16 protein-coding genes are annotated in these 18,038 nt (G+C 65.1%); 9 read left to right on the top strand and 7 right to left on the bottom strand.

From position 1 onward, the window contains the following. Positions 1 to 5 precede the first annotated feature (5 nt). Positions 6 to 584, top strand: a complete 579-nt coding sequence (locus SALLO_RS0101140; RefSeq protein WP_040605697.1) for a hypothetical protein — start codon at positions 6 to 8, stop codon at positions 582 to 584. Here the strand turns inward: SALLO_RS0101140 and SALLO_RS0101135 are convergent. Both SALLO_RS0101135 and dapF read right to left on the bottom strand, forming a co-directional pair. Then, a complete protein-coding gene (locus tag SALLO_RS0101135) occupies positions 574 to 1,083 on the bottom strand; it encodes a hypothetical protein (protein ID WP_028566763.1) in 510 nt (169 codons plus the stop codon). The genes SALLO_RS0101140 and SALLO_RS0101135 overlap by 11 nt on opposite strands. Positions 1,084 to 1,209: 126 nt before the next feature. Continuing rightward, positions 1,210 to 2,037: a diaminopimelate epimerase gene (gene dapF / locus SALLO_RS0101130; RefSeq protein ID WP_022834494.1), complete on the bottom strand. Its 828-nt coding sequence runs from the start codon at positions 2,035 to 2,037 to the stop codon at positions 1,210 to 1,212. Positions 2,038 to 2,178: 141 nt separating this feature from the next. Here dapF and SALLO_RS0101125 point away from each other — a divergent pair, with 141 nt between their 5' ends. Next, positions 2,179 to 3,129 (top strand): PhoH family protein, encoded by a 951-nt coding sequence (locus SALLO_RS0101125; protein ID WP_022834493.1) that lies wholly within the window; start codon positions 2,179 to 2,181, stop codon positions 3,127 to 3,129. Positions 3,130 to 3,167: 38 nt separating this feature from the next. On the opposite strand, the gene SALLO_RS0101120 is transcribed toward SALLO_RS0101125, so the two are convergent. After that, positions 3,168 to 4,511, bottom strand: a complete 1,344-nt coding sequence (locus SALLO_RS0101120; protein ID WP_022834492.1) for a pyridoxal phosphate-dependent decarboxylase family protein — start codon at positions 4,509 to 4,511, stop codon at positions 3,168 to 3,170. A gap of 137 nt (positions 4,512 to 4,648) precedes the next feature. Here SALLO_RS0101120 and SALLO_RS0101115 point away from each other — a divergent pair, with 137 nt between their 5' ends. Next, the gene (locus SALLO_RS0101115; protein ID WP_022834491.1) at positions 4,649 to 5,356 is read left to right on the top strand and encodes a protein phosphatase 2C domain-containing protein; all 708 of its coding nucleotides are present in this window, start codon (positions 4,649 to 4,651) and stop codon (positions 5,354 to 5,356) included. Between the two features lie 2 nt (positions 5,357 to 5,358). Next, entirely contained in the window at positions 5,359 to 7,170 is a 1,812-nt protein-coding gene (locus SALLO_RS0101110) for a protein kinase family protein (RefSeq protein ID WP_028566761.1), read from the top strand. 5 nt (positions 7,171 to 7,175) lie between these two features. Here SALLO_RS0101110 and SALLO_RS0101105 read toward each other — a convergent pair whose 3' ends face one another. Further along, on the bottom strand, positions 7,176 to 7,580 hold the full coding sequence (locus SALLO_RS0101105) for a co-chaperone GroES (RefSeq protein WP_022834489.1): 405 nt from the start codon (positions 7,578 to 7,580) through the stop codon (positions 7,176 to 7,178). A 745-nt stretch (positions 7,581 to 8,325) separates the two neighbouring features. Here SALLO_RS0101105 and atpD point away from each other — a divergent pair. The 4 genes from atpD (at position 8,326) to queF (ending at position 11,657) form a co-directional block, all read left to right on the top strand. Further along, entirely contained in the window at positions 8,326 to 9,825 is a 1,500-nt protein-coding gene (gene atpD / locus SALLO_RS0101090) for a F0F1 ATP synthase subunit beta (protein ID WP_022834487.1), read from the top strand. 91 nt (positions 9,826 to 9,916) lie between these two features. After that, positions 9,917 to 10,366: an ATP synthase F1 subunit epsilon gene (atpC, locus tag SALLO_RS0101085; RefSeq protein ID WP_022834486.1), complete on the top strand. Its 450-nt coding sequence runs from the start codon at positions 9,917 to 9,919 to the stop codon at positions 10,364 to 10,366. A gap of 92 nt (positions 10,367 to 10,458) precedes the next feature. Then, positions 10,459 to 11,085, top strand: coding sequence for a DNA-3-methyladenine glycosylase (locus SALLO_RS0101080; RefSeq protein WP_022834485.1), 627 nt, complete (start codon positions 10,459 to 10,461; stop codon positions 11,083 to 11,085). A gap of 86 nt (positions 11,086 to 11,171) precedes the next feature. Continuing rightward, complete coding sequence (gene queF, locus SALLO_RS0101075) at positions 11,172 to 11,657, top strand: preQ(1) synthase (RefSeq protein ID WP_022834484.1); 486 nt, start codon at positions 11,172 to 11,174, stop codon at positions 11,655 to 11,657. A 12-nt stretch (positions 11,658 to 11,669) separates the two neighbouring features. Here queF and SALLO_RS0101070 read toward each other — a convergent pair whose 3' ends face one another. Continuing rightward, positions 11,670 to 12,182, bottom strand: a complete 513-nt coding sequence (locus tag SALLO_RS0101070) for a hypothetical protein (protein ID WP_022834483.1) — start codon at positions 12,180 to 12,182, stop codon at positions 11,670 to 11,672. Positions 12,183 to 12,423: 241 nt separating this feature from the next. On the opposite strand from SALLO_RS0101070, the gene SALLO_RS14350 reads away from it, so the two are divergent. Continuing rightward, a complete protein-coding gene (locus SALLO_RS14350; protein ID WP_022834482.1) occupies positions 12,424 to 15,993 on the top strand; it encodes a DUF4175 family protein in 3,570 nt (1,189 codons plus the stop codon). A gap of 10 nt (positions 15,994 to 16,003) precedes the next feature. Here the strand turns inward: SALLO_RS14350 and SALLO_RS0101060 are convergent, their stop codons facing one another. Both SALLO_RS0101060 and SALLO_RS0101055 read right to left on the bottom strand, forming a co-directional pair. Further along, entirely contained in the window at positions 16,004 to 16,675 is a 672-nt protein-coding gene (locus SALLO_RS0101060) for a TIGR04282 family arsenosugar biosynthesis glycosyltransferase (RefSeq protein ID WP_022834481.1), read from the bottom strand. 15 nt (positions 16,676 to 16,690) lie between these two features. Beyond that, positions 16,691 to 17,851, bottom strand: a complete 1,161-nt coding sequence (locus SALLO_RS0101055) for a cysteine desulfurase family protein (RefSeq protein WP_022834480.1) — start codon at positions 17,849 to 17,851, stop codon at positions 16,691 to 16,693. Positions 17,852 to 18,038: the final 187 nt, after the last annotated feature.

Raw genomic sequence — 18,038 nt, 5'->3', positions numbered from 1 at the left:
TCGCTGTGCCTTACGCTGCTCAGTATGCCCGCACCTTTAATCCCAAGTATTCACTGCTAGGGCGCATCGTTCGGTGGTGGGTGGGCGATCGCCTGCGAAGCGAGGCGCTGTTTATTGTGCTGCTTACGCTGCTTGGGCTGCTGCTGCTGATGGCGCACTACCTGGGCTGGGCCCTGCTGCAACCCACGCTGGTGACCAACCCTGATGCGCAAATGACGTTTTGGATTGCGCAGGTGGCCTCCGTAACGGGACTTCTTCTGCTAGGCGTTGTGGGATGGAAGCCGCGGCTCCATCTTGAAGACACCGGGGCGGCCCTGCATCTTGCGCAAGGGCGCAACGAATGTACGATTGCGTACGACGACGTAACGTCGTGCCGTCTCGTCTCGGCGCGCACGGCGCACATGCACCATCGCAGCTACCAGCCCACAACGATGTTTACCGCGGGCCGCGCGCGGATCGATACCGTTTTGGTGATACGCGCCGCCGATGCGGGCCCGGTGGTTGTTGCCCTGCCTACGCGCAGCGAGGTGGAAGCGCTACGTGACCTTGTACGCTCGCATGAGCCGGTTGCCGTTACGGCGTAGCGCAGCGCTGCATGGCCACGTCCTTGCACCCCAGCGGCGGCACGGCCAACCCGGCGCGCTCTACACGCCGTGCAAACAGTGCGCCCCGATCGTCGCGCGGCGCCGCGCGCGGCACACGACTCGTGGGCGGAGCCACCGATACGTCCCACATCGGGCGCTCTAACGTCGCCGTAAAGGCATCTCCTTCCACAATGCCGCGCACCTGATACGCCTCCAGGTCGAGCGACAGGCGGTTGTTGTGCACGCGCACCTGCAAGGGGATCGCGCCTCGCTTGGCATCACGCAAAATGCCGCGCAGCTGCCCTTTCCGCATAGCAATCTGAAACGTGCCGCGGCTTAGCACTTGCGTGCCATTCGCTTGATACTGCCAGGTGCCAAGCACGCGATGGGCCTCATGCGCCGACGGCTGCGATGCGCTGTTCGAGAGCCCGCTGCACGCGCCCAGCACGCACACGCCCAGCACACCCACGATGACCTTCCACTGGGCTATCTGTTGCATTGCAATCACCCCTTGCTTCACATATTCTGCACGATACTGTTTGATGTTAACAAATCATTATGTGCACGTTCCCGCTGCGCGCAAATGATAACACAACCGCCTCACACGCGCTTTCAGCCGGGGGTGCTAATACGTTACCGTTCCGCGGAAGACAAACGTCGCGGCGCCCGACAGGTACAGCCCGGTGTCGTCGGTCCCCACGTGCAGCGCTCCGCCGCGGGTGTGCACGGTGGTGGGCTGCGCGGTGTCCACGCGCTTCTGCCGGCGGGCCACTAGCGCAGCGGCTAGCACGCCGGTGCCGCACGCCAGCGTCTCGTCCTCCACGCCCTTTTCGTAGGTGCGCACGGCAAGCGCCGCAGGCCCGCGCACTTCCACGAGGTTCACGTTGGCCCCCTCCGGCTGCAGGGCCTCATCCCCACGAACGGCCGGCCCCCAGTCGGCGAGCGGCGCCGCCTCTACGTCGTCCACAAACAGGACCACGTGCTCGGTGCCCGTCCATAGAAAGTGGGCGGCGGGGAGGGTTGCCGGCGGGGCCTGCAGATCAACCGGCGATGCGTACCGCTCGGGCGATGGAACGTACAGCCGCACCGGCGCGGTGGGATCGTTGGGCACCGCCGCCCGATAGGTCCCGGCATCGGTTGCAAAGCGAAGAACCGGCCGCTCAAGGCCCGCGTCCCGCGCGAAGCGCGCCAAGCACCGAGCCCCGTTGCCGCACATCGTAGCGCGCGAGCCGTCCGCGTTGTAGTAACGCATCCGAAAGTCTAGATCCGTCGTCGAACCGTCTTCAAAGGCGAGCAGCCCATCGGCCCCGATGCCCGTGCGCCGCGGGCACCACCGCGCGGCCAGATCCGATAATTCCTCGGGCGCAAACCGATAGAAGCGGTTGTCCAGCACAACGAAGTCGTTGCCGGCGCCCTGCATTTTTGAAAACGTGACGGTAAGCGAACGGGCCATAAAAAGCGACGCACCAATTGATTGCGATTTTGTGACGGATGCACGGCACCTCCAACAAAAGTAGCCGTACAGGAGCCTAGCAAACGCGTTTGCACACGTGTCGTGCCGCCTCGTTTGTCTGCTCATCAACCCACAAAGCCCTTGGCTGAAAAACACATACGCATCGACGGCGCCGACCCGCGCCTGCTCTTCGGATTTAACGACGTGCTGCTCCGCAAGGTAGAGGCGGCCTTTCCCGACACTAAGATTACAGCCCGCGGCACGGACATCTACCTGGCAGGCGACCCGGACACGCTGCAAACCGTCGAACAGGTGTTCAATGAGTTGATGCTGGTGCTGGAGCGCAACGATGCGCTTACGGAATCGGACGTTCAGACCGTGCTGGCGCTGTTTGGGGAGGCCGAGGGTCCGGCCCACACGCCGGCCTCCGATCTTACCATTCTAAAGACGCCCCGCGGCGACACGATCCGTCCGCGCACGCCCAACCAGGAGCGGCTGGTGGAGGCGGCGTTCAACAACGACGTGGTGTTTGCGGTGGGCCCGGCGGGCACCGGAAAGACCTACGTGGCGGTGGCGCTGGCGGTGGCTGCGTTGCGCGCGCATCAGGTGAAACGCATCGTACTTTCGCGGCCCGCGGTGGAAGCCGGTGAGCAGCTAGGCTTTTTGCCGGGCGACTTCTACGAAAAAATCGATCCGTACTTGCGCCCGCTCTACGACGCCTTGGGCGACATGCTGCCCCGCGAAAAGCTGGCGGAGTACCTAGAGCACAGCCAGGTGGAGGTGGTGCCGCTGGCGTACATGCGCGGCCGCACGCTCAAGTCGGCCTTCGTAATTCTGGACGAAGCCCAGAACGCGACCACGCGGCAGATGAAAATGTTTTTGACGCGCCTGGGCCCCAACAGCCGCGCCATCATCACCGGCGATGTGACGCAGACGGACCTGGCCAACCGGCGCGACAGCGGACTCGTGCAGGTGCAGCACATCCTGAAGGGCATCGACGGCATCGAGTTCATCTACCTCGACCGCGACGACGTGGTGCGCCACCGGCTCGTTCGCGAGATCATTGCGGCGTATGAGAAGCACGATGCGTAAACCCCTCAAGCGTACGCAGCAGGACTGGGACTGCGCCGCTACGCTTCGGCCCACGCGTTCAGGCGGTCTACGATGGATGCTGCATAGCTGCGATGCTCCGGTTTCATGAGCACGCTGCGCAGCACCGACACCTGATCGGCATGAACCGGCGTCACACCCTCCAGGTGCTTCGTCGCCCGCTCGGCGGGCACTTGGTACAGGCTGGTAAAGATGGGCGCCCGTTCGTCGGTCATCGCACGCTCGAACAGGCCGCGACTGGCCGTGTTAAGATCGGCCGCCGAGCCGTCGATGCGCGGGGCGTACGCCACGATGTCGGTGGTAGGCGGCATGTACAACTGAAGCGCCGATGCCTCGCGCACCGCCGCGGCCCACGTGCGGGCCGCCTCCAAACACGTGTGCACAATCGCGCCCACGCCGTCGGTTGGATGCAGCGGCAAGATTTGCAGCGTGCACCACAGCGCGCCGGCCGCGGCCCCCGGACGCGAGCACTCCAGGCTGATTTCGCCCAGGTGCAGGTCGTCGGACGTGAAGTACGTGTAGGGCGAGTCGTGGGCGTACACGGTGCCCACGCCGGGATCGCGAAAGAGCACGCAGCCGCACCCGTAGGGCTGTAGCCCGTGTTTGTGCGGATCGATGACCACCGAATCGGCCTCCGCGATGGCAGCAAAATCGGCAGCGGGGAAGTTGGGCGGCACGTCGTCGCGCTGCGCGGCGAGCGCGAAAAACCCACCGTAGGCGGCGTCTACATGCACGCGCACCCCGTGCGATCGGCACAGCGCGATGGCGTCTGCGATGGGATCGACCACGCCCAGCCCGGTCGTTCCGGCGGTGAGCACGACGGTGCCCACATCGCCTTTCTGTACCACCTCTTCCAGCGCATTCAGGTCGATGCGCTCGTGGGCATCGGTGGGCACGGTGTCCATCCGAACGCCCAGCACCTTGGCCATGCGCGTATGCGTGTAGTGCGCGGCCTCCGAGCACACAAATCCGCGGTCCGGATGCTGCTCGCGGGCCACCCACAACGCCTCCAGGTTCGCCACCGTACCGCCGCCCGTCAGGTGCCCCAGCGTTTCTTTGGGCAGCCCCAACATGTGCGCAAGATCGGCCACCACCTCTTTCTCCATTGCACTCGTGGGCGGGCCGCCATCGAGCGCATGATTGTTGGGGTTGATGCGCATCGCCGCCATGTACGCCGCCATGGCCACGGGATGGGGCGGCTTCAGCATCTGCCCGGCATACCGCGGGTGATGAAACGGATAGTTGCCCCCCAGGCGCTCCAGGTACCGATCGAACACATCGTCGATGCGCGCAGGCGCGGCGGACAGCGATGGGTGGCGTGCAAACGTCCCCCACGACTGCTCCCAGTCGTCGAGGTGCTGCATGGCGCGGTCTAACAATGCGCGAAGGGTTGAAGCATGAACGTCGGGCACAGTAAACTAGCGATTGAGCAACACGTTATGCGAACGCTGTGCAACATACAACGTACGCATCGAAGTTGCGAAACGAACGCCCTGCCTGCATGCCTTCTGGCTCTGCGCTCTTTGAAGCGCCCACCGTTCTGACGGTCCCCAAACAGGGACACGCGCCCGACGAGAACGAGGACGCTACGGCTTATCACCAGCAGGCAGCAGCCATTGCAGACGGCGCGACCGAGTCTGCTTTTGCCGGCGCGTGGGCCGCGCATCTTGCCACCGCCATTGCCCGGGCCGCCCCCCTGACGGCCGCAGCCTTTGCACACGCGGCCAACGATGCACGCGACGCCTGGCACGCCGAGGTGGCGCCGCAGCGCACCGATCTGCCGTGGTATGCAGCCCAGAAGGCGGCGCAGGGGGCGTTTGCTACCGCGCTCGGCATTGTGGTCCGGCCCGGTTTCACGTGGACGGCCTGCAGCGTGGGCGATTGTGCGCTGTTCCACCTCCGCAACGAGGCGCTTCTTCAGGCTTGGCCGCACGACACCCCCGACGCCTTTACGCATCGTCCTGCGCTGCTGTGCAGCCGTCGAGACGCCCCAGCTCCCGCGATCGAGCACACCCGTGGATCGTGGCAGCCGGGCGATGTGATGGTGCTGGCCACCGACGCCGCGGCGGCCTGGCTCCTGGCCACCACCCCGACGCGCGCGCTAGGATGGACGCCCCCGTCGTTTGCAGCGGCCGTCCAAAAAGCGCGGGCCGCGGGAGCGCTCCGCAACGACGACACCACCGTTCTCCGCCTTCATTGCTCCGCGTAGCCGTGGCCTATCCCACCCCAAGCGCCTATCAAGAAGCGGTGCAGTTTCCAGCCACCGCCTTCGCCGATCCCGTCCTGCAAGCGGCCGAGCCACGCACCAACGTCCTCGGCCTCCCCCAACCCGTAACCGGCGCGTTCGCGGCCGTCTTTCCGCTCACCGACCCCGCCACGGGGCGCACCTGGGCGGCCAAATGCTTCGTTGCAGAAGGCGATGCACTGGACGAACGCTACGCGGCCCTGGCTGATCATCTCGCGGCGCATGCTCCCGACGCGCTTGTACCCATCGATTTTCAGCCGCAGGGCATCCGCGTTGACGGCACGTGGTATCCGGTACTCAAAATGGAATGGATTGACGGCACACCGCTGAACCAATTCGTCGCCGATCATCTTGAGACCCCCGATGTACTCGAGTCGCTGCGGCGCACGTGGCGGCGCGTCGTGCAATCGCTGCGCGCAGCCCGCATCGCGCATGGCGACCTGCAGCACGGCAACATCCTCGTGACCGACGCGGGCGTCCTTCGCCTGGTGGATTACGACACGATGTGGGTGCCCGCGCTGAAGCAGCGGTCGAGCGCCGAGGTGGGCCACCGCAACTACCAGCACCCGGACCGCACCGACGCGCTCTTCGACGCCACCCTCGACCACTTCGCCGCCCGCGTCATCGACGTGGCGCTTCAGGCGTGTCGCCACCGGCCCGCGCTGTGGGCACGCTTCGATAATGGCGAAAACATGCTGTTTCGCGAGGCGGATTTTTACGATCCGAGCGCCTCGGCCCTGTTTGCAGAACTGCGAACGATTGAGGCCGTGCGGCCGTCGGTTGAGGCGCTGGAGCACGCCTGCTACATGCCGCCCGAGGATGTGCCCCCGCTTGAATCGTCTGCTGAACCCTCGACCCGCTGGACGCTGCAGGCTGCGCGCGCCCGGCGGCGCGCGCGTCGCCAACCGCCGCGCACCGGCTGGGAGCGCTGGCTTGCCCCGCTGGCCCTGGCTACGGGGCTCGCTGCCACCGCGCTCCTCGTGCTAATGTCGCCCGTTGGGGGCCTCGCGGCCCTCGGTGGGGGCGCAGCGGTGTGGGTGTGGCTCGTGGGATGGCGCTACCGCCAGCAGCCCATCGTACGCCGTCACCGGCGCCTCACGCAAGAAGCCGAACGGCTACGTGCGCGGTGCGAGACGCTGACCCGCGAGATCGACACGCTGCAGTCCCAAAAGGTCGACGTGCGCGCGTCCATCGACGAACGGCGCGCCGATCGTTTGGAAACCGTGCAGCAAAACGCCCTGCACGATCGCCTAAAGCACCATTTCATTGGCGAGGCACGCGCGGTGGACGGCATCACGCACAAGATTGTGGTGCGCCTGAAGGCGGCCAACATACGAACGGCTGCCGAAGCGACCCCGAAGCGGCTCCGTGACGTGCGGCGCATTGGCGACACAACGCGTACACGCCTCTTGATGTGGCGGGCCGCGTTGGTCCACGCGTATGAGGACGAGGTTCCCGATCGCCTCTCCCCTGCCGAAGAACGACGGCTCCAGCGCTACGTTGAGCGCCGCATCGACGACATCGAACGCCGCATCGCGCGTGCGAAAGAGAAGAAGCGCGTGCAATCCACCGAACGACAAAAGGTGCTCGCACGACGCGAAGCGCTGCCCGCGCTCTCCCTCGCGCGCTACGTGCGCTACCTCTTCTACAGCGCGACGCTCCCATCCCTCGAAGGCACGGAGCACGCCCCCGAGGCCCAGCAGCCTACCGTTCCCCCTCCTCATGCGGAAGAAGACGAAACGCCGTGGTGGGATCAGCCCTCCGCCCAACCTTCATAGCGCCGCTACTCGTCAGCCCACAGATCGTCGAGGTCGTCGAGCGTTGTATCCGACGGCTCCTCTTCCGGATTGCGCACCAGGGCCAGCACCGCCCCGTGCGACACGATCAGGTATTCCTGGTCGTTGTAGCGCAGTTCAATCGCCTTGTCGCGCAAGAAAAAGGCATAATCACCAGGCTCCGCCTGCAACGGCAAGTACCGAACCATGCTCCCATCAGGCTTCCACGAATCGTCCTCGGTGTACTCCGGGTTCGGCATCAGATAGCCGGGGCCCGTCTTCACCACATATCCGCTTCGCACATTGTCCTGCAACGCAACCGTTTCCGGAAGCACCAGCCCTCCAGACGTTTGTTCTTCCCCATCGCTGGGCTGAATAAGGATGCGATCTCCGACGACGAGCAGTTCTCCCATAGGGATTGCGGTACGACAAGCTATTCATTTGGTGGCGGTAGGCATAACCGTACCACATCCACTCCCCAATGGATTCCTTTGCCCCCCTGGCTGGCCCTAAAGTTACGACGCCTTAGCGCTGGCGCCTACGATATTACATCAGCGTAAATACGACATACATCACGAGGCTAACGAGCCCTACGCCAATCGTCATCACGCGAATGGTGCGGTCAACCGGATTGTCCATGGGTCATCGATCATTTGTTTTTGGTGGGGTTTAATACGCATTTGTGTAATTAAGAAACCCCTCGTAACAACTTCAAGGCATGTTCAACGTATGTTCAACAACAGTCGCGGAGGGAAAGCACCGTTTGGAGCGGCTCACGCGGGATGCAATTTTGGGCAGCATCCCTCCTTACACACAATTTTACCAAAAAACCATATCAAGGATTGTACCGCGGTCGCGATCCTACAAACAAGTTTCGCGTGAGGCGCGGCCCGCGCAGGGGGTTTTGGCGTATGCCAGATGCAGCAGCGCGCAGCATGGACCGTTCGCCGCGGCCCGCGTTCGACCGCACGTCGCCAAATTCCACAATTCTTTGCGGCGTTTGCAGCACATCTTCCGTCAGCCGGGAAGCAATTCCGGTCGATACCTCCTATGTTTCATGACGATTCGCCCGGCGTCTTCCGGTGTCATGAACAGACGCATGTTGTGGGCGCGTCACGACATTTGCCACTCCACCGTACTGAACAAGCATCCGGTCTCATGGAAGTAGGATCTGAAGAGATAAAGGGGAAAATCATCGAGGTTGTTGGCCCGGTGGTGGACGCCGAATTTTCGAGCGAGCACATTCCCGACATTCTAGATGCCCTGCGCATTCCGCGCGAGAGCGGCGACGAGCTCATCTTGGAGGTGCAGCAGCATCTTGGGGAGCGGCGTGTGCGCGCGATTGCCATGGACTCGACGGACGGCTTGCAGCGTGGCCAGGCCATCATTGCCACCGGCCAGCCAATTTCCGTTCCGATTGGCGAGAGCATCCGTGGGCGGCTGTTTAACGTCGTCGGCCAGGCGGTAGACGGTCTGCCACAGCCCGATACCGACGAGCGGCGCGCGATTCACCAGGACGCGCCCGACTTTGAGAACCTTGCGTCGGAGCAGGAAATCCTGGAGACGGGCATCAAGGTGATGGACCTCATCCAGCCGGTGCCCAAGGGCGGCAAGGTGGGCCTGTTTGGCGGCGCGGGCGTCGGCAAGACGGTGCTCATCATGGAGCTCATTAACAACATTGCGAAGGCGCACGAGGGCCTTTCCGTCTTTAGCGGTGTGGGCGAGCGCACCCGTGAGGGCAACGACCTGCTCCGGGAGATGCTGGAATCGGGCGTGATGACGTACGGCGAGGAGTTCAAGCATGCCATGGAGGACGGCGGCTGGGACCTCGACAAGGTAGACCTGGAGGCTGTGAAGGAGTCGAACATTGCGCTCGTCTTTGGCCAGATGAATGAGCCCCCCGGAGCCCGCATGCGCGTGGGGCTGACCGGCCTCACCATTGCGGAGTACTTCCGCGACCTGGGCGGCCGCGACGTGCTGTTCTTCCTCGACAACATCTTCCGCTTTGTGCAGGCCGGCTCGGAGGTGTCGGCGCTTATGGGCCGCATGCCGAGCGCCGTGGGCTACCAGCCGACGCTCGCCAGCGAAATGGGCGACCTGCAAGAGCGCATTACGTCGACCAAGAAGGGATCGATTACGTCGTTTCAGGCGGTGTACGTGCCGGCGGATGACCTGACCGACCCCGCTCCGGCCACGACGTTTGCCCACCTCGATGCCACCACGGTGCTCTCGCGCCAGCTCTCCTCGCAGGGCATTTACCCGGCCATCGACCCGCTCGACTCGACGAGTCAGATGCTGAACGAGCGGACGCTGGGCACCGAGCACTACCAGACGGCGCAAGATGTGAAGGAGATCCTGCAGCGCTACAAGGAGCTTCAGGACATCATCGCCATCCTGGGCATGGATGAGCTGTCGGACGAAGACAAGCAGGCCGTGAACCGCGCGCGCCGCGTGCAGCGGTTCCTGAGTCAGCCGTTCTTTGTGGCCGAGCAGTTCACCGGCACGCCGGGCGCCTACGTTTCGGTTGAGGAAACCATCCGTGGCTTCCGCATGATTCTCGACGGCGAGCTCGATCACCTGCCTGAGCGTGCGTTCTTGCTGAAGGGCACCATCGACGAGGTCATCGAGGACGGCGAGAAGATGCTCGAAGACGCGTAACGGATGGTGCCTTTCGCGGGCCGCGCGGTTGTGCGCGGCTCGCGGCTGAGGCGCAGCGCCCTACCGGTCCCCCCAATTTCGATAGTGTGTCATGGCAGACGAATTGTACGTAGACATCGTAACGCCCGACGACCGCGCCTTCCGCGGCCATGCCAGCGGCGTGCGCGCGCCCGGCGTAGAGGGCAGCTTTGAAGTGCTCAAGAACCACGCGCCGCTCATCGCGGCCCTCGGCGTAGGGCCGCTGGTGGTGCGCACGCAAGACGCCCACGAGTACGCCGACATGCACGACGACCGCATCGTCTTTGCAACGACGGGCGGCTTCCTCGAAGTGCTGGATAACAAGGTGACGGTGCTTGCTGATGCCGTCGAGCTGGCCTCCGAGATTGATGTGGAACGCGCACAAGCGGCCGAAAAGCGCGCGCTCGACCGCCTCCAGCAAGGGAGCAGCGACGACATCGACCGCGAACGCGCCGAGGCGGCGCTGGAACGTGCCCGCGGCCGGCTGCGCGTGGCGATGGGCCAAGTGGGCGCCGCACGGTAACCGTTTTCTTTTGCTGTTGCCACGTATCGCCTGCGCGCCCGGCCCCCAGTGGACCGGGCGCGCTTTCTTTTGGATTGCTCCCTGCACTCGCGATGGCGTTGTCGCCCGATTTTTTCGACCGCTCCACCCTCACCGTCGCCCGCGACCTCCTGGGGCGCCATCTGGTACGCATCGCCGACGATGGCACGCGCCTGGTCGGCCGGATCGTTGAAACGGAGGCCTACACCGAGGGCGACCGCGCCTTTCATGGATGGGGCCTGTACGACGAAGAAACGGGCACGCTGCGACGCGAAGGCCGCGCGGCCGATCTCTTCCGTGCACCGGGCACGGCCTACATTTACCTCATCTACGGCATGTACTGGCTCCTGAACGTGGTCACCGAGCCGGAAGGGCGAGGCGGCGGCGTACTCATCCGCGCTGTTGAACCGCTTGAAGGGGCCGCCCACATGCAACAGCGGCGCGCCGCCGCTAAGCGTCCCGTAGAGCTAACCAATGGCCCCGGCAAGCTGACGCAGGCGTTTGCCGTCGACGACCGCCTCCACGCGGCGCTCCTTACCGAGCCTCCGCTCTTTTTTACGGCCGGCCAGCCGGTGGACGACGCGGCGGTGGAGACGTCGGCGCGCATTGGCCTCACGAAAGGCGTCAACCGCCCCTGGCGCTTCTTTATCGCCGATCATCCATACGTGTCGCCCGGCGTGCCGAGCGATCAGCGCGCCTGAGAGCCCCGAACAACCCGGCGCCTGTGGCACACGTGTGCCGGCCCGACGTACGACGCGCTCCTTCTTCTACAGACTTCCGCCCGATCATGAGTGACACCGCCGATTCCGTTGAGGCGTTTGAGCAGGCCGCCGTTGAGCACACGCGGGCCGCGCTCGACTACATGAAGCAGTTTGGCATCGAACCCGAAGGCCACATTCGCCCGTTTCTTCCGCCCGACACGCGGCAAGACAGTATCGACCGCATCCCGTTTGCACACGATGTGGCGCAGCGCGTGACCTATGAAACCGAACCCGGCGAGTTTTCGGCGCGCTGCCCCTTTTCCGGGCTCCCCGATTTTGGCACCCTCCGCGTGGAGTACGTGCCGGGCGACTGGATCCTGGAGTTGAAAAGCCTGAAGTACTACCTCATCTCGTGGCGCGACATCGGGGCAGCGCAAGAGGATATTACGGCAATCATTTTTCAGGATCTCCTCGACCGCCTCGAAAACCCCGCACACCTCGTCGTCACCACGGAGTACAACGTGCGCGGCGGCATTAACACCACGTGCTGCGTCGACAGCCGCGAGCAATAGCGCGGCGGCTGGTTACTGCGACAGCGCCTCGGTGAGCGTGAGGACGCCCTGGTTTTCAACCCGGCGGTAGTGCACGGGCGCATCGGCGTAGGTGCTTTCCGAGATGTCGTCGTCGGACGGTACGGGGGACGCGCCGCGCACGACGGCCTGCACATTCTGCAGCGTCCGCTGGTACTGCTTCGTCGTCAGGCGTTGCTCGGTGATGATGGCGCCGTAGGTGCGGTTGAGGGCGCGGTAATTATCGCTCCCCTTCAGCTCCTCCACCCAGGTTTGGTGGTGGTTGAGGCGCTCCTGGTGCAGCGCAACGGTGCGCTCGTAGCGCGCGGCCATCGGCTGGAGCGCCGCGCTGGTGTCGGCAACGGCCTGCAGGCGCGCAAGCTCGGCTTTGGCCTGCGTCAGATCGGTGGCAAACTGCTCGGTGGCCGTCTGCATCTGTTGCCACGTTTCTTGCTCGGTGCCATACCCGCCGTACGTGCGGCAGCCAACGAGCAAAAGCAAGAGACACAGCGGGAGGAAACGCGACATGGGCATAGGCGACATAAGAACATGCTGGCTAGTCGAATGCATCGTGCGCACCACACGTGCAATGCGCAAGCTATAAGATCAGGAGCGACGAACTTCTTTTCAGCCGCGGAACGCGTCTTTGGGTCTTTTTCATGGACGACGGGCGGGGCCCGCGCGCGCCGCGGCGTGAAGGATCAGAGAAACATCCGCACGCTACCAAAGGTTACCGACACGCAGGACTTCTATCCCAACAGGGCGCATCATGAGTGAACAGTCGATTCGTTTGGTTGAGCGCCTCCGCACGCGCGTACGTCGCACGCTGCGGCGCCTCACCCTTGCAAAGGCTGCCACGGTGGCCGTATGGTGCGTAGGCGGCCTCGCCCTTGCCTGGCTCCTTGCCACGGCTGTTGAAGCCGGCCTGTGGCTACCCACCACCGCTCGCTCCGTGCTCATGGGCCTGCTTGGCGCGGCTGCGCTTGGCGCGTTGGCCTACGTCGCGCGTCCGACCCTCCAGCTCCTAGGCGTCCTCCCACAGCCCGACGATGCCGCCGTTGCTGCGCACATTGGCAACGCCTATCCCGAGGTGTCCGACCGCCTCCTCACGGTGCTCCAGTTGGCGGATGGGCGGCGGACGGAAGCGCCCGACCCGATGGTGGAAGCCGCTGTGCAGCGGCTGGGCGCCGACGTTGACGCCGTTCCGTTTGAGGACTTGGCCGACTTTACGCCGGTGCAGCGGGCTTCGCGATATGCCGTTCTTCCGCTCCTGGGCGTCCTCGCCTTCTTCCTGATCGCTCCTACCACGTTCCTGGGGGCTTCGGGGCGATTGCTTTCGCCGCGCACTCATTTTCAACCGCCGGCGCCGTTTCAACTTGCCGTCTCGCCCGGCGACGCCACCCGTGTAAAAGGCGACTCGCTGCAGATCCGCATTGAAGCGACGGGTGACATGCCAGCGGCGCTCTCCTTGCAGGTAGACCCAGGTGCGGCCCCCGTACAAACGATGCGTCTTACCCCGAACGCCGCGGGCGTCTTCACCCACCTGCTGCGCGGCGTACGATCCGACCTGCGCTACCGGATTCGGCACCCGTTGCTGGATACGCGCTGGTACCGCGTGACGGTGCATCCGCGCCCGCTGGTGCAGCGCCTGCGCGTGGTGATAACGCCGCCGGCCTACACCGGCCTCCCCGCCGAAACGCTTGCGACCAATGTGGGCGACGTGACGGCCCTGCCCGGTAGCCGGGTGACGGTGCGTGCCCATGTGGGCGGCGCGCCGGTTGAACGCGCCACGCTCTTGTTTGCCGACAGCACCCAACGCCCACTCACCATCGACGGCCGCGCGGCCCTCGGATCGTTTACGCTGTACGCCGACGGGGCATACAGCCTTCGCCTGGAAAGTCCGCAGGGCATAGCCAATGCCGCGCCCATTCGCTACCAGCTGGCCACACAGCGCGACGCGCCGCCCGCGATTACGTTCGAGGCCCCGACCGCCCGGGCCGCCCTCACCGAGGCCCTCGCCCCAACCCTGCGCCTGCGCCTGCGCGACGACTTCGGGTTCTCGCGGGTGCGCCTGTACTATCGCGTCTCGGAGCGCCGCTTTGGCACCCCCGACTCCGCCTTTCGCTCCATCTCCCTTCCGCCGCCGCCCGCAGGCCGCGATCAGACGCTGTCGTACACGTGGCTCATGGCGCAAGCCTCGGGGCTCAATCTCATGCCGGGCGATGTCGTGTCGTACTACGCCAAGGTGTGGGACAACAACGCCGTGGCCGGCTATCGCTCCGACGTAACGGCCACCCAGCAGCTGCGCCTCCCGTCGATGGCCGAGCAGTACGAAGCCCTCGACAAGACGCAACAGGCGGCCACGCAAACGATCGACCGGATGCAGCAAGACGCGCAGCAGCTCCGCCAGGAGACCCAGGAGCTTAAGCAAACCATCCGGCGCACCCGCGAAGCCTCGTGGCAGTCAAAGCGGCAGGCCGAGCAGATTGCCCAGCAGCAACAGGCGCTGGAGCAAAAGGCCAACCAGCTGCAACAGCAGATGGAAGAGATCACGCGGCAGATGCAAAAGGGAGAGCTTACCAGCCCCGAGACGCAGAAGCTGTACAAAGAGCTGCAACGCGTGATTGAGGAGCTGAAGTCGCCCGAGCTTGAGCGCGCTCTGCAGAAGCTGCAAGAGGCCATGCAGCAGATGGACCTGCGGCAGATGATGCAGTCGATGGAGCAGATGACGTTTAATGAGGAACAGTACCAGCAGCGCCTGAAGCGCGTGAAGGAGCTGTTTGAGCGGCTGAAGGCGCAGCAATCGCTCGATGAGCTGGCGAAGCGGAGCGCGGCCATTGCGAAGCTCCAGAAGCAGCTGGCCGAACAGACCCAAAAGCTGGCGCAGGGCGACTCCGCGGCCGCCGCGCGGCCCCAGCCCTCTGAAACGGCCAATCAGCAGCAACCGAGCGGAAAAAAGGCGTCCGAGCGCAAGAAAAACGCAGGCCAGAAGCCAACCGCCCCCCAGCAAAAAGCGGCCGGCCGCTCGCCATCTCCCCAAAAGAAAACTACGCAGCAACAACGCGACGCCCTGGCCCGCGAGCAAGACCGGGCGCGCAAGCAGCTGGAGGCGCTGCAAAAACAGCTACGCAAGCTAACCGAGCCGTCTGCATCCAAGGCGCTTCCCAAAAAGCAGCTGCAGCAGCTCCAACAGCGCATGGCGCAACAGAAGCTAAGTCGGCAGATGAAGCAGAGCAGCCAACAGTTGCGCCGTGGACAGTTTAAGCAGGCCCAGCAGAGTCAGCAGCAGCTGCAGCAACAGATGCAACAGATGACGCAGCAGCTCCGGCAGATGAAGCAACAGATGTCGGGCAAGCAACGGCGCATCAATCGGGCGGGGCTTCTGGCAGCGCTCGACCATACCCTGCGGCTGTCGCAGCAACAGGAAGCGCTGCGTCACGCGGTTGACCGGTTGGTGAGCGAGAGCCCCACGCTGCGCGAGAAGGCGCAGGCGCAAAATCGGCTGGTGACGGGCACGACGCTGCTCAGCGACTCGCTGCAACACCTGGCCGAGCGCATCCCACAAATTTCGAGTGCTTTCCAGGCGCGGGCCACGAACGCCTTGCGCGCGATGGAAACCGCCACCACAGCCCTCACCGAGGGCCGCGTGCCCAACGCGACGAGCGAGCAAAAATCGGCCATGATGCACCTGAACGAGCTGGCCGCGCTTATTCTTGACGTCCTCGAACAGCTCAACAAGGGCCAGGGCAAGGGCGGCGGGGGTATGTCGATGCAGCAGATGATGCAGCAACTCCAGCAGATGGCCGGCCAGCAACAGCAGCTCAACCGCCAGATGCAACAGTTTCTGAACAGCGTGCAAGGCAAGCGGCTGTCGGCCAACCAGCAAGCCCGCCTCAAGCAGCTCGCGCGCCAGCAGGAGCGCATCCAGCAGGAGCTGAACGCCCTGCGCAAACAAGCCGGCCCCAACGCCCAGCAGGCCCTGGGCGACCTGGGCAAGGTGGCCGAGCAAATGGAGCAGACCATCCGCGAGCTGCAACAGCAGCGCGTTGACCGCCGGCGGCTCAACGACCGGCAGCAACAGATTTTGACGCGCCTGCTGCAGGCCCAGCAATCGCTGCGCACGCAAGGCACCGACGATCAGCGGAAGGCACGCACCGCCGAGGGCACTTACGAACGGACCCCGCCCGATGCGCTCTCGCCCGCGGAGCAGACCGACCGCCTGCGCCGCGACCTGATCCGTGCGCTAGAAAGCGGCTATGCCCCAGACTACGAGGCGCTCATCCGGGCGTATTTCGAGCGGCTGCAACAGCTACAGGCGCCGGCCGCGCCGCCACGCTAACCGCACCGGCTCACCGCGACGCTGCACGCAATCGCTCGCGCAGGTTCAGCCGCCGCACGGTAGCCCGCGTGCGTACGGCATGCGGCGCGCCCTCTAGGTCCTGGAGCATCCGTTGCAGCGCCGCGGGGGTGTCAACGTCGTACCACTCAGGCAGCACCGTGAGACGGGCGTCAAGGCCCTCCGCACGGCGACGCGTCTCCGCAAACACCTCGTCGTGGCTGTAGGTCATGCCCGCAAACAGCGCGGGCTGCGGAGCGGTGAGGCCCAGCAGGTAAAACCCGCCATCGGCGCTTGGCCCCAGCGCAACGGCCGGAGCGGGGCGCAGCGCATCGAACGCCCGGCGGATGCGTGCCGACGGCAGCGTAGGATGATCCGTCCCGATGATGACAGCCCGCGCATACCCCGCCGCAAACGTCTCCTGAAAGGCCGTGTGCATCCGCGCGCCGAGGCCCGCCCCCGACTGCTCGTGCACGCCCACCCGATCGGGCACGGGGAGCGCGGCCGACGCGTCGGTCAGGTACAGGCGCACATCGGCAGCGAGCGCGGCGTACTGCCGCAAGGCATCTTCCAGAAAGGCCGCGTAGAGGGCTGCGGCTTCTTCGTCGCTCAGGAGCGTGGTGAGGCGCGTCTTTACGGCCCCCGGCTCCGGCGGCTTGGCAAAGACGATGAGGGCGTCGGTCATGCAACAGACGAGTGGTTAGCGGCGCATGCGATCGATGGTATCGGCCAGCGTATCCACGGCCCCATCAACGTCTTCGGGGCTGGTATCCTTCCCCAGCGAGAAGCGCACCGCGGCAGCGGCCGTCTCGCGCGGCAGTCCTAGCGCCGTAAGCACATGGCTGGGCTCCAGCGCGCCACTGGTACACGCGGATCCGGCCGAGGCCTGCACGCCGTGCATGTCGAGGTTCAGGAGCAGCATTTCGCCGTCGATGGGCTGTCCCGCGTGCGGGGGAAACGAGATGTTGACGATGTGCGGCGCGACGGGCCCGTGGTGCACCGGCGTGTTGAAGCGGAAGTGGTCCAGCGCGTCCGTTAGCCCCTCCACGAGCCGCTGCTGCAACGACTCGAGGCGCGCCACCCGCTCGGGCGCCCGCTCGACGGCACGCGTAAGCGCCTCCGCGAGGCCCACAACGCCCGGCGTGTTCTCGGTGCCTCCGCGGCGGTTGCGCTCCTGTGCGCCGCCCGCCACGAGCGGCGGCAGGTCGATGCCCCCTCGCACGTACAGCGCGCCCACGCCCTTCGGACCGTACAACTTGTGCGCCGAGAGCGACAGCAGATCGGCCCCCAGGTCCTTAACGTTGAGGGCCATCAGCCCGGCGGTTTGCACGGCATCGCAATGCAACCAGGCCCCATGGGCGTGGCACACGTCGGCCAGTGCCGCGATGTCGTGCAGGGTGCCGATTTCGTTGTTGGCATGCATGAGCGACACGAGCGCCACGCGGTCGTCGAGGGCCTCGTCGAGCCGATCGGGAGTGATGCGGCCGTGGGCATCGGGGGCAAGCACCGTGGCCTCGTATCCTTCGGCCGCAAGCTGCTCGGCGGGCTGAAGCACCGCTTCGTGCTCGGCCGCTGACGTGACGAGCCGCGTTCGGCCGTCTGCCGCCCGGGCGCGAAGTGCTCCCTTGAGCGCCAGGTTATCCGACTCGGTCCCGCCGCTTGTAAACACAACCTCGGAGGGCTCGGCCCCCAGCGCCGCCGCCACGCGCTCGCGGGCTTCCTCCACAGCCACGCGGGCCTGCCGCCCGCGCCCGTGCACCGACGAGGCGTTGCCAAAATGCTCCAGCAGGTACGGCTCCATGGCCGCCAGCACCGCGCGGTCGAGCGGTGTGGTTGCGGCGTGGTCGAGATAAATAGCCATTACGTTCTTGTACCGATTGTGGGCTTCATTACCGTCAACGGATGGTGCGCGGGCCTCGTTCGCTGGTCTATCCCGCAAGCTACGGTCTGCATGGGCGAAGCATTGTTTCCTTGCAGTGCTTCACAAACAGACAAACGCACCGTGGCTGGTGCCACGATGCGTTTGAGCGATACAGCCTGTACTACGA

The sequence above is a fragment of the Salisaeta longa DSM 21114 genome, from assembly GCF_000419585.1.
GTDB lineage: Bacteria > Bacteroidota > Rhodothermia > Rhodothermales > Salinibacteraceae > Salisaeta > Salisaeta longa.
The sequence above is the reverse complement of the archived record's forward strand: the minus strand, read 5'-3'. Positions and strand labels throughout refer to the sequence as shown.